13 protein-coding genes are annotated in these 11633 nt (G+C 45.5%); all 13 read left to right on the forward strand.

Translation table 11 applies throughout. The annotated features are described in order from the left end of the window. The first annotated feature begins 605 nt into the window (after window positions 1-605). Window positions 606-1205, forward strand: a complete 600-nt coding sequence (locus tag HMPREF0240_RS15585) for a hypothetical protein (RefSeq protein WP_035313755.1) — start codon at window positions 606-608, stop codon at window positions 1203-1205. An 11-nt stretch (window positions 1206-1216) separates the two neighbouring features. Beyond that, a complete protein-coding gene (locus HMPREF0240_RS15590; RefSeq protein WP_009004371.1) occupies window positions 1217-3361 on the forward strand; it encodes an NHLP family bacteriocin export ABC transporter peptidase/permease/ATPase subunit in 2145 nt (714 codons plus the stop codon). 11 nt (window positions 3362-3372) lie between these two features. Next, window positions 3373-5547 (forward strand): NHLP bacteriocin export ABC transporter permease/ATPase subunit, encoded by a 2175-nt coding sequence (locus HMPREF0240_RS15595; RefSeq protein ID WP_009004372.1) that lies wholly within the window; start codon window positions 3373-3375, stop codon window positions 5545-5547. A gap of 203 nt (window positions 5548-5750) precedes the next feature. Then, a complete protein-coding gene (locus HMPREF0240_RS15600) occupies window positions 5751-5996 on the forward strand; it encodes a hypothetical protein (protein ID WP_009004373.1) in 246 nt (81 codons plus the stop codon). 23 nt (window positions 5997-6019) lie between these two features. Further along, window positions 6020-6277: a hypothetical protein gene (locus HMPREF0240_RS15605; RefSeq protein ID WP_035313757.1), complete on the forward strand. Its 258-nt coding sequence runs from the start codon at window positions 6020-6022 to the stop codon at window positions 6275-6277. A 91-nt stretch (window positions 6278-6368) separates the two neighbouring features. Continuing rightward, complete coding sequence (locus tag HMPREF0240_RS15610; RefSeq protein ID WP_009004375.1) at window positions 6369-6908, forward strand: RNA polymerase sigma factor; 540 nt, start codon at window positions 6369-6371, stop codon at window positions 6906-6908. Between the two features lie 12 nt (window positions 6909-6920). Continuing rightward, window positions 6921-7145 carry a hypothetical protein gene (locus HMPREF0240_RS15615; protein WP_009004376.1) on the forward strand — a complete coding sequence of 75 codons (225 nt, stop codon included), beginning with the start codon at window positions 6921-6923 and terminating at the stop codon, window positions 7143-7145. 141 nt (window positions 7146-7286) lie between these two features. After that, a complete protein-coding gene (locus HMPREF0240_RS15620; RefSeq protein WP_009004377.1) occupies window positions 7287-8012 on the forward strand; it encodes a LytTR family DNA-binding domain-containing protein in 726 nt (241 codons plus the stop codon). Between the two features lie 14 nt (window positions 8013-8026). Further along, entirely contained in the window at window positions 8027-8818 is a 792-nt protein-coding gene (locus HMPREF0240_RS15625) for an ATP-binding protein (RefSeq protein WP_009004378.1), read from the forward strand. Window positions 8819-9002: 184 nt separating this feature from the next. Then, entirely contained in the window at window positions 9003-9737 is a 735-nt protein-coding gene (locus HMPREF0240_RS15630; RefSeq protein WP_009004379.1) for a LytTR family DNA-binding domain-containing protein, read from the forward strand. A gap of 32 nt (window positions 9738-9769) precedes the next feature. Further along, window positions 9770-10177 (forward strand): ATP-binding protein, encoded by a 408-nt coding sequence (locus tag HMPREF0240_RS15635; protein WP_009004380.1) that lies wholly within the window; start codon window positions 9770-9772, stop codon window positions 10175-10177. Between the two features lie 81 nt (window positions 10178-10258). Beyond that, window positions 10259-10555, forward strand: a complete 297-nt coding sequence (locus HMPREF0240_RS15640) for an STAS domain-containing protein (RefSeq protein ID WP_035313759.1) — start codon at window positions 10259-10261, stop codon at window positions 10553-10555. Between the two features lie 28 nt (window positions 10556-10583). Next, window positions 10584-11489: a GGDEF domain-containing protein gene (locus tag HMPREF0240_RS23535; protein WP_009004382.1), complete on the forward strand. Its 906-nt coding sequence runs from the start codon at window positions 10584-10586 to the stop codon at window positions 11487-11489. The last annotated feature ends 144 nt before the right edge of the window (window positions 11490-11633 follow it).

An 11633-nucleotide genomic window follows, 5' to 3' on the forward strand; every position in this document is an offset into this window, starting at 1 on the left:
TCAAAGGGAGAGATAGATTGTTATCTGCTTCGTGGAATGACCACCAGGAGAAGTGATGGAACAGAACTGAATTGAGACCAGCATAGCAGCTAATATCACTATGTAATGGGGACTACTCGATCCAGTTTGCCAGTGCAATCCGCTGCCCCCGACAAAATCCCCCCATGAATTTAATATATCCGCCGGATGAACCCAGCCTGTCGGTGGAGGGAGGAAGGACGGTGCGGGGGAAACTTCCGGGAACCTTTTTTGCAGGCATAGAGAGCGCCGTAGTCTCACTTGATAAAAACCACAGCGGATGGAAAGGCTAAACTCTGCTTCCGAAGCAGAGTTTAAGCCGGCCTGAGCCGTGCAATTCATCAGAATTGCGCGGTGAATGCCGGTGGTGCCTTTCCATCCGCTGTGGTTTTTATCTAGTGAGACTTGGCAAACGGACCGCCAGCAAAAAAGGTTCCCGGAAGTTTCCCCCGTACCGTCCTTCCTCCCTCCACCGACAGGCGTCCCTCTCCGAAATAAATTTCCATAAATTTTGAGACAATTCATTGTGTTACAACGTATATATTTTAATAAACCAGGACGAGTATGTGTTGGAACAGGAGGCAGGGATGGAAAAAAACGAGATTTTCAGGAAGTCTAATCTGGAGCGGATTTCTTCTCCGGAAAAAATGAATGACTATATCAAGGTAATAAATCCGAGTGTTATTTTGATGCTGCTGGCTTTGGGCTTACTGCTCATCGGCGGCTGTGTCTGGGGATTTCTGGGAAACATTCCCCAGACGGAGAGTCTAACGGGGGCTTTTTATTCCTCGGACGGGAGTGGGCCGTGCGACCGGGTGGCAGCGGTGGTTTCGGTGGAAACGGCGGCAAAGCTGGAAGCGGGCATGCAGGTGCAGGTGTCACCCGATGCGGTGGACAGGGATACATATGGGTATATGAAGGGAAAGATCGAATCTGTAGGACAATATCCAGCTGGAAAAGAAGAAGTTTTGGACTTGGTGCATAATGAGCAGCTGGCCGATTATCTTATGCCCGGGGATGTGGGAATGCTGGTAGTGATAGCCATGGACGAGGACAGCAGTTCGGCGAGCGGTATCCTGTGGTCCGGCGAAAAAGGGCAGGCTATTGAGGTGAAGGACGGAGCCACCTGTTCGGCACTGGCAATCACAAAGAATCAGAAGCCGATCGAACTGATTTTAGGAGACTAGGAGGGAAAAGCATGTCAAAACCAGTTAAAGTTCCGGTAGTTATGCAGATGGAAGCTCTGGAATGCGGTGCTGCTTCCCTTGCGATGATACTGGCTTACCACGGAAGATGGGTGCCTCTGGATAAGATGAGGCTGGCCTGCGGTGTTTCCAGAGATGGGACAAGCGTTAAGAGCCTGAAGGCGGCAGCGGCAGAGTACGGGCTCACGGCCAAAGCATACCGCTATGAAATCGATATGGTGAAGGACATTCACGTGCCTGCGATTATCCACTGGAATTTCAATCATTTTGTAGTATTATGCGGATTTAGTGTAAAAGGAGCGGTGATCAACGATCCAGCCCGGGGGCGTGTCACCGTGCCGATGAAAGAATTTGACCGGGCATTTACCGGTATCGTGGTTGCCTTTGAGAAGAATGAAAGTTTTGAGGCAGGCGGGGAAAAAAGAAGTATACTTGGTTTCGCAAAGAAAAGGCTGGCAGGGACTAAGTCGGCCATTATTTTTGTGTTTATCACGACGGTCCTTGTGACAGTAGTGGGGATTGTACAGCCGCTGTTTTCAAAAGTTTTTATGGACAGCATACTGGGCAAGGGGCAGTCGGACTGGCTGATGCCGTTTATCGGAATCATGGCTGCCGTTGTTCTGTTCAGTATCGTGGTGAATCTGCTGCAGGCAGTCTATATGCGGAAGATACAGGGAAAGTTTGCGATCGTGGCCAATTCAGAGTTTATGTGGCATGTACTCAGGCTTCCCATGAATTTCTTTTCTCAGAGAAATGCGGGGGATCTGGTGAACCGGCAGGGACTGAACCAGTCGATTACAAACACACTGGTTGGAGAGCTTGCACCCACCGGTCTGGATCTGATTACGCTGGTGCTGTATCTTGTTATTATGCTGCGGTACAGCGTGATTCTTACGGCAGTTGGACTGGTCACCGTTTTAATCAACCTTTTCTCGGCCGGATATATTTCCAATAAAGTGATGAATATCAGCCGTGTGGCTATGCGTGAACGCGGAAAAGTAGAAAGCACAACGACTTCCGGGATTGAGATGATCGAGACGATCAAGGCGGCGGGAGCGGAAAATGGATTTTTTGAACGCTGGTCCGGGTTTATCGCAAGGGAATCCGTGGAGAATAACCGGATTCTTAAGACATCCCTTTATATGAATACCATTCCCCAGTTTCTCTCCACACTGGCCAATGCATCCGTACTTCTGATTGGTGCGCTGCTGATTATACAGGGAGATTTTACAGTTGGTATGCTGATGGCATTTCAGGGATTTATCGCGCAGTTTATTTCTCCGGCGCTGGCCCTGACCAATGTGGGGACCACCATACAACAGATGAAGGCATCGATGGAGCGCGTGGAAGATGTCATGGATTATCCTCCGGATATTGATTACAGCAAAGAAGAGGATGAAGAGCTGACAGAGGCGAAGAAGCTCTCAGGGGATATCAGACTTAAAAATGTAACATTTGGCTACAGTACCAGATCAAAACCGCTGATCAGCGATTTCAGCATTCATATTAAGCCTGGTTCCAAAATTGCATTTGTTGGTGCTTCCGGGTGCGGAAAATCTACCATGACGAAGCTGATTTCCGGGCTGTATAAGCCATGGTCCGGCACCATTGAATTCGACGGGAAGCCGATGGATAAGACAAACCATATGGTATTTACCAGCTCTGTGGCGGTTGTGGATCAGGATATTATTATGTTTGAGGATTCGATCCGTAACAATATTAAGATGTGGGACGAATCCATAGAAGACTTTGAAATGATTATGGCGGCTAAAGATGCCAGTATGCATGAGGAGATTATGCTGAGGGACGGTTACGGCTGTAAACTCTCGGAAGGCGGAAAGAACTTCTCGGGCGGGCAGAGACAGCGACTGGAAATTGCGCGTGTACTTGCCCAGGATCCCAGTATCGTGATTCTGGATGAGGCCACCAGTGCGCTGGATGCAAAGACAGAATATGAAGTGATCAATGCCATCAAAGAGCGGGGGATTACCTGTATTATCGTGGCCCACCGTCTGTCTACGATACGGGACTGCGATGAAATTGTTGTTATGAATTACGGCGAGGTTGTGGAGCGGGGAACTCATGAAGAACTGATGAAGAATGAGGGACTCTATACACAGCTGATTACAACAGAATAGGGAGGGGCTATATGAGTTGGTTTGGTGAACAGCTGGAAGAAAGAAAAAAGAAAGACACGGAATTGTTCGAGAACGCCTTCCAGAACCTTTCCTCTGTTGTCATGCCTTCTGCGGGAAAGCAGAAGATGGAGGACGATATTGAGGCGTCGCAGAATGCGATCGAAGAAATTCTGAAATATATGCGTGTAAAAATTGTGGAAGTGCCCGGTGATGTCAAAGGGCTGAATGACCAGCTGGAATATATGCTGAGGCCTACAGGGATTATGAGGCGCCGTGTGGAGCTTTCTGATACCTGGTACAGAGATTCCATCAATCCTCTTTTGGCGGCAAAGAAGGACGGGACGGTAGTTGCACTATTACCCAGCCACACAAGCGGATATAGTTATTATGACAGGGAAAAACAGAAAAAGGTGCGGGTTACAAAAAGGACGGCAGAGGAATTTGACATAGATGCCTTTTGTTTTTACAGGCCTCTTCCATTGAAGAAACTTACAATCAAAGATCTCATCTTTTTCATGGCCAGAAGTTTAAGTATAGGGGATTACATATATCTGGCGGTATTGACTATGGCAGTCAGCCTGATTGGTCTTGTTACTCCCTATGCGACTCAGATGATATTTTCCAGTGTCATTCCCACGGGAGTCAGTTTTTATGTACTTCCGATGACGATCCTGCTAATTACATCACTTGTGGCAAGTAACCTGTTCAATATGTGTAATTCAATACTGGATACAAAGATCGAAAAAAAACTGAGCGTGTCTGTAAAGAGCGCGACTATGGCAAGAGTTCTTTTGCTGCCGGCAGGTTTTTTTAAAACATATTCCTCGGGTGAGCTTTCGAAGCGTCTGGAAAGCATGGAGAAGCTTTCCAAGATTCTGCAGGACACGATTATGAACACAGGGCTTACGGCAGTGTTCTCAATCGTCTATGTGATACAGATTATCGGGTATTCAAAACCGCTGGCAATTGCGGCCATTGTAATCCTGCTGGTGAATCTGCTGTATACACTGGTCAGCAGTATTCTGCAGCTCGGCTACTCACGGCGGAGACTGGGGGCAGAGGCAAAGTTAAACGGTATGGTATTTTCTCTGTTTTCGGGCATACAGAAGATCAAACTGTCCGGCTCGGAAAAGCGTATGTTTGGGCGCTGGGCAAAAAAATACAGGGAGAGTGCGGATCTGGAGTATAATCCGCCGCTGATTTTAAAAATAGCGCCGGTATTCAATGTTATTTTTACATTCGGAAATCTGTTGGTTTTATATTATGTTGCTGCGGTCAATCATGTGTCTGCGGCAGACTATGTTGCCTTTACAGCGTCTTATGGCATGGTGAGTACTGCGGTTATGGGGCTTGCCAGCATTACGAATGTGATATCGGATATTAAGCCGGTGATGGAAATGGTAGAGCCGATCCTGCACACCCTGCCGGAGATCGAGGAAAATAAGAAAGTGGTTACGAAGTTAAATGGTTCGATTGAGCTTAGCAACATCTCCTTCCAGTATTCACCGGATGGGCCTAAGATATTGGATAATCTCTCTCTGAAGATCCGCCCGAATCAATATGTGGCAATCGTAGGTAAAACGGGCTGCGGTAAATCCACACTGATGAGAATCCTGCTGGGCTTTGAAAAGCCGCAGACGGGCGCGGTCTACTATGATGGGAAGGATCTGAGCTCTCTGGATGTAAAGTCGGTGCGCAGGAATATCGGGGTGGTTATGCAGAACAGCTCCCTGTTTTCCGGAGATATTTATTCTAATATTGTAGTGTCTGCGCCGTGGCTCACCCTGGAAGAAGCCTGGGAAGCTGCGAGAATGGCGGGGATCGCGGGGGACATCGAGCGAATGCCAATGAATATGCACACGATTATATCTGAAGGAAGCGGAGGTATATCCGGCGGGCAGAAGCAAAGGCTGATGATTGCCAGGGCCATAGCGCCGAAACCTAAGATTATTATGTTTGATGAGGCGACGTCTGCACTGGATAACATTACCCAGAAGCAGGTGTCAGAATCTCTGAACAGCCTGCGCAGTACCAGGATTGTTATTGCCCACAGATTATCGACCATTAAGCAGTGTGACAGAATCATCTTCCTGGAAAACGGGAGGATTGCGGAAGACGGAACCTTTAAAGAACTGGTTGAAAAGGACGGGCTCTTTGCCCAGCTGGTAAAAAGACAGATGCTGTAAGCCGCAGCCAGAAGCCTCGTGGCGGCCGCAGTGATTGACTCTTGCGGCAGCCGCCAGGGACAGACAGGCCTCCACTTTGGCTCATTCCTCAGGGGAATAAAAAGATTTTCTTAAAAAATGAGACAATACGAAACAGCGGCCGTATATATAATTACAACAAACAAATAGCAACAAGCTATTTCATATCAAAGGAGGAAATAAGAATGTCAGAAGAAAAGAAAGCAGTAGAGTTAACAGAAATGGAACTGGAAAGTGTAGACGGTGGATCAGGTACTTACAACGGACACAGAATCACAACAGGAATTACTTCCGCAAAAGGATGTCCATGCTATGAGCCAGGTTCAAACTTCTATAACAGAAAAATTCTTGCTGTCGGCAGTACATGCGGGGCATGCAGACATATGATGACAGAAGACGGATGGCATTTATGTGATGCAAGAAACGATTAATTACTTAAGACCTGGATGTGCCAATGGAGACATTGGCACATCCGAATGTCGTTAAGGAGCAGACTATGATTGAACAATGGAAACGGAAAGATTATTCAAAAGACAGCAAAATCCGGGATACACTGCTAAAAGACCTGCTGGCTTACCGAAGGAAAATGCAAAGAGAGATTCCCGAGGAATATGAGGAGCAGATTGCAGCGGCAGGGATCAGCCAGGGAGAGCAGGCAGCTTTGGAAGAATGGGAAAAAGAGAAGAAGTCAAATGGATACAAATTCCAGTAAAAAAAGAGCAGAAACCGCAAACCGGAAATTCTGTTCTTTTTTTTTGCTAAAATACGGAGAAGGTATTTACGGGAGAGAAAGGAGATTCTGAATGGACAGGGGTTTTGATACGGAAACGGAATTGATTCATGTTTATGAAGAGTATTTTCCGAAGATTTATAATTATGTATATTATCAGATCAATAATCACGCTGTCGCAGATGACCTTGTGAGCAGCGTTTTTATGAAAGTAGTGGAGCATATAGGGACGTTCAATGAGCAGAAAGCAACTTTTTCAACCTGGATTTTTACCATTGCCAGACACGTAGTAATTGATTATTACAGAAAATTAAGGGCGGAATCCGATATTGACGATTATACAGATACCGTTCAGTGTTCTCTGTCATTTGAAGATGCCTACCGTGCTTATACAGAAGAAGAAAATGGTGATGTTGAGGCGCTGATGAGTATCCTGAATGAAAAAGAAAAGCCGATTATTTTTCTTCGGTATTTTGAAGGATACAGTTTTGAAGAAATTGCGTCGAAGCTGGATAAGAACAGCAGCACAATACGGACCACACACGAACGTGCATTGAAAAAGATGCTTACATATCTGCAGCAGCAGGGTATACGGTATGAGGACGTTATATAGAGGGGGATAGGGATGGCAGTGAAAAAGGTAGATGGAATGATTGGAATTACAGCTGACGGGCATCCGATTATATTACCTGACTATGTTTGCCCATATTTTGAAGCAGACGCTGACAGCACCTGTGATGTAAAAGAATGCTGGTACTGCCGCTATGCGGATTTCCGGAAATCTAATGAAATTATGCTGGAAAACAGTGTATGCCGCCATGTCCTGAATCAGGTAAAGACGAGAAAATAGAGAACAGAGGCAAGGAAAGGCGGTTTGATAAATATCCTGAAAAAAATGTCAAATATCCCGGATTCCCCAGGGGATGTTTTTTGATGGTAATGTAAAAGGAAACGTCCTGTAAGGGAAAAATTGTTAAAAGGGGAAAACAAAATGATTCAGATTGCAATTTGTGACGACAGCAGGGAAGACAGAAATGCCATAAAGTGCATTTTGGAGAGTTATTTTAAGAAAAGAAATGAAGAAATAAAGACGACCGAATACGAGGATGGCGTGATCCTCCTGGATGATTATGCGGATAAGTCCGTGCATTTTTTCGACATCATTTTTCTGGATGTATTTATGAAAAAGTCTCAGGGGATTGATGTTGCAAAAAAGCTGAGATTGTATGATAAAAAGGTAAGTATCGTACTGACGACCGGAACCGAGGAATTTGCCATGTCAGGATATGCGGTCCACGCATATGGATATCTGGTGAAACCGGTACAAAAAGAGGCGATGATCAGCCTGCTGGATGATTTTGTCCGGTATTTCCATTGCGACAGAAAGCAGACGCTTCTGATCAAAAACAGGAACGTCCGGGAGCGGATATCCTACGGCGAGATTATCTATATGGAAAGCATGAACCCATATGTCTATATCCACTTAAAAGATGGAAGTGAACACCGGATTCATGCAAAGCTGGGAGATGTGGAAAAGGAGGTGACGGGAAAAAGTTTTATCCGCTGTCATCAGAGCTTTATCATCAATTTGTCTGAAGTTCACAAGGCAGATAAAGTCTTTCACATGTCAGATGGGACTGAGATTCCCATCCGGAGATCAGAATTAAAAGAGCTGAAGGAAAAGTACTATCAGTATATCATACAGACGGGATTGTAGCAGAGGAGGAAGATATGGAAGCAGCAGTTCTTGTCTGGGGTCTGCTAATCAGTTTGTCCGCCTGTGCAGTACTGGTTATCTATATCATTTATAATTCCAGAAAGGAATATGAGAAAAAGGCAGAGGCCCAGCAGCATTATAACGAATTGAAAATTGCACAGATGCGTCTCAGACAGGGGGAAGAGTACTACAGAACTATGCGGGATAATCTGGAGCAGGCAAGTCTGATCAGGCATGACCTGTCGCATCATTTCCGCATGATTTCTGAATATTGCCGATGCGGACAGTATGAAAAAATTCTATCTTATCTCGATGATCTGAATTTCCAAAAGCTTACGGGAGCAGTGCAGAATTATTGTGAAAACCATACGGCAAATGTAATCGTTGGCTATTATGCCGGAAAAGCGGAGGAGAAACATATTGAATTTACCTGTCAGATTGACCTTCCGGAGGGGGTTCCGGGCAATACGATGGACCTCAGTGTTCTCCTGGGCAATGCCCTGGAAAATGCTCTGGAAGCCTGTGAGGCTGTGGAGGAGAGAAAATACATAGAGCTCAGAATGCGATATGAAAAAGATAAATTACTTCTTTGTATCAAAAACAGTTATAAGAATCCGCTGCAGATCAGGAATGGCGAACTGTTGTCGCATAAGCAGGAGGCAGGGCACGGGCTGGGCATAAAAAGCATACGAAGAGTTGTAAAAAAATACGATGGCTACTGTAATTATTATGGAGAAAGAGGGGAGTTTGTACTGCAGATTGTACTGCAGACAGGGGATGTAGATGCCGCACTGCATGTTTCCTGAGACAAATAAGCGGACAGTACGTATATATTCTTAGAATAAGTTGTATTAAATCACAACAAAGTACAACAAAGATCTCACAGGATTGTAGTTTTATCCTCATAATTTATAATGAAAATTACGGATAATACAATTCAATTTAACATCGCATAACAGATGGAAAAATAGTGGGGCTGGAGGGGATAACGTGCTTCAGATTGCGGTATGTGACGGCAGAGCGGAAGATCGGGATGTGATTTCCAGACTATTAAAACAATATTTCAATATATATCCATATGAGTACTGTATAACAGAATACTCCAGCGGAGAGATGCTGACAGCTGACTATAAAGAGGGAATAGACACCTTCAGCCTTATCTTTCTGGGAATGTGCCTGCCGGGAATGCCGGGGATGGAGACCGCCAGGAAAGTGCGGCAGATGGATAAGAAGGCTGCGATTGTATTTATGGCGGCAACACCCAAGTTTGCACTGGAAAGCTATGAGGTGCGGGCTTACGGATATTTGCTGAAGCCGGTGCAGGCAGAGAAAGCTCTGCTGCTGATAGAATCATTTTTACAGGAGCAGTGCGATTTTCTGAAGAAGGCACTTTTCTTCAAAGTTGGGAAACGCGGAATAAGGATCAGCCTGGAGGAAATTGAATCCATCGAGAGCAGAAGAAATCTTCTGATCATAAGTCTTGCAAACAAAGAGCAATACCGGGTGTATATGAAGATGGACCAGGTGGAGGAGAAGCTGGAGGGACATGGATTCCTGCGGTGTCATCAGAGTTTTATTGTGAACATGAATTATGTAAAGAGGGCAGATAAAGATTTTGTTATGGAATCCGGAGCGCAGATTCCGATCAGACAGAGGAACGCAAAGGCAATTCGGGATGCATATTTTGAATACATACTGGAAAAAGCAGAGCTGACGAGAATATGATCTGCTTATTCAAGAAAAACGGAGGTGGGGATATGGCAGAACTGAATTTACAGGCCACTCTAGAAAATTTGGATAAGGTATTGGATTTTGTGAATCAATATCTGGAGAAATATGAATGTCCGATGAAGGCTCAGATGCAGATCGATATTGCAATCGAGGAGATTTTTGTAAATATCGCGCACTATGCCTACCATCCGTCCACCGGGCCTGCAAGTATCTGCGTGGATGTGGAGGAAGATCCGCTGCAGGTATCGATCAGCTTTGCAGATAACGGGATACCCTATGACCCACTGAAAAAGGATGACCCTGACATTGGCTTATCGGCGGATGAACGGGAAATTGGGGGGCTGGGTATCTTTATGGTGAAAAAAAGCATGGATAATATTTCCTATCAGTACAAAGACGGAAGCAACATACTGACTATCAAAAAGAAATTTTAACCGCAGGTATGGGACGAATGCAGTCCCTTAGATACAGAATCATAATAAACGCAGAGCGAAATGAATCAGGAGGATGGATCTATGACAATCAATAAAACAGAAGAAGGATCAACATTGATATTAGCGCTGGAGGGCAGACTGGACACGACAACGGCACCGGAACTGGAAACAGAGATCAAAGAAAGCCTGGATGGTGTTGAAAAGCTGATACTGGATATGGAGGAATTGGTATATCTCTCCTCGGCAGGGCTGCGTGTTATTCTGGGCGCACAGAAGAAGATGAACAGGCAGGGAAGCATGGCAGTGAGATATGTCAACGATACGATAATGGAGGTTTTTGAGGTCACTGGTTTTACAGATATCCTGACGATTGAGTAAGGCAGGAAGAACGGTTAAGAGGTGCTGTATGCAATTGACGGAAGTATTTTTAGAGGCAATGCTGCAATGTGCAGAAGGGTTTTACATCATTGAAGAAGAAAGCAAAAGAATCTGCTATACTAACAGCTTTTTCTATGTGGATGAAGGCAGCGGGAGACTGGAAGGGAAACCGTGCTATCAGGCATTTGCGGGAAGGACCGGGCCCTGCAGATACTGTCCGGATCTGAAAAAGATAAGCAGCACTAATAATAACGTCTATATCTGGGATTATTATGATGCCAGAACGAAACACTGGTACAAAATCAAAAACTGCCTTGTGGAAGCAGATGGTATCTGGTACCGGGTTGGAAATATTAATATGATTGGGGATATGATGGGGCTTGGAAGTGAAGCCGTGAAGGAACTGGGAGAAATGAGGAAGCTGGCAAGGGAAAGCGGTGAGCTTCAGCAGATGCTGGAGTACGAGTCTTTTCACGACCGGCTTACAGGCCTTTACAACAGAAACCGGTATATCTGTGATCTGAAAGAACGGTTTCTGGATATCAATTGTGCGGGCACTCTGTTCCTGGATTTGAATAACCTGAAAGATGTCAATGACAAGTATTTTCACTCAGAGGGAGATAAGCTGCTCTGCAGGCTGGCTGATACCATATATACGGCAACAGGGGAAGCGGGCAGGTGCTACCGGGTCGGTGGAGATGAGTTTATTATTATCCTTCCGGACTGTACGAAGGAAGATCTGGAGTCTCTGAGGAAGCGGATTCAGGAAAAACTGAGACAACAGGAATCGGGAAATGATATCCCCTGCAGTGTGGCGATCGGCAGTGCATGGAGTACTTCTGCAGAGAATCTGGAATCGCTGGTATCGGAGGCGGACGTACGGATGTATGAAAATAAGAAGCTGATGAAGGACACCGACGGCATATCTAAATAGGAAGGCAGGGCATCTGAAACCAGGATGCCTTTTCTATTTCTGCAGGAAAATAAACAGGATTTCCCCAAAAGGTAAAAACCTGATTCTGAAGGCAGTATAACAGACCGGGGTGAACAGCAGATTTGCTGAGAATACGAGGGATAA

It is taken from the genome of Clostridium sp. D5, from assembly GCF_000190355.1.
Taxonomy (GTDB): Bacteria; Bacillota; Clostridia; order Lachnospirales; family Lachnospiraceae; genus Faecalicatena; species Faecalicatena fissicatena_A.

Coding starts and splice junctions, on each gene's coding strand:
- HMPREF0240_RS15585 (WP_035313755.1), top strand. CDS start 606: ATGGAAAAAAACGAGATTTTCAGGAAGTCTAATCTGGAGCGGATTTCT.
- HMPREF0240_RS15590 (WP_009004371.1), top strand. CDS start 1,217: ATGTCAAAACCAGTTAAAGTTCCGGTAGTTATGCAGATGGAAGCTCTG.
- HMPREF0240_RS15595 (WP_009004372.1), top strand. CDS start 3,373: ATGAGTTGGTTTGGTGAACAGCTGGAAGAAAGAAAAAAGAAAGACACG.
- HMPREF0240_RS15600 (WP_009004373.1), top strand. CDS start 5,751: ATGTCAGAAGAAAAGAAAGCAGTAGAGTTAACAGAAATGGAACTGGAA.
- HMPREF0240_RS15605 (WP_035313757.1), top strand. CDS start 6,020: ATGGAGACATTGGCACATCCGAATGTCGTTAAGGAGCAGACTATGATT.
- HMPREF0240_RS15610 (WP_009004375.1), top strand. CDS start 6,369: ATGGACAGGGGTTTTGATACGGAAACGGAATTGATTCATGTTTATGAA.
- HMPREF0240_RS15615 (WP_009004376.1), top strand. CDS start 6,921: ATGGCAGTGAAAAAGGTAGATGGAATGATTGGAATTACAGCTGACGGG.
- HMPREF0240_RS15620 (WP_009004377.1), top strand. CDS start 7,287: ATGATTCAGATTGCAATTTGTGACGACAGCAGGGAAGACAGAAATGCC.
- HMPREF0240_RS15625 (WP_009004378.1), top strand. CDS start 8,027: ATGGAAGCAGCAGTTCTTGTCTGGGGTCTGCTAATCAGTTTGTCCGCC.
- HMPREF0240_RS15635 (WP_009004380.1), top strand. CDS start 9,770: ATGGCAGAACTGAATTTACAGGCCACTCTAGAAAATTTGGATAAGGTA.
- HMPREF0240_RS15640 (WP_035313759.1), top strand. CDS start 10,259: ATGACAATCAATAAAACAGAAGAAGGATCAACATTGATATTAGCGCTG.
- HMPREF0240_RS23535 (WP_009004382.1), top strand. CDS start 10,584: ATGCAATTGACGGAAGTATTTTTAGAGGCAATGCTGCAATGTGCAGAA.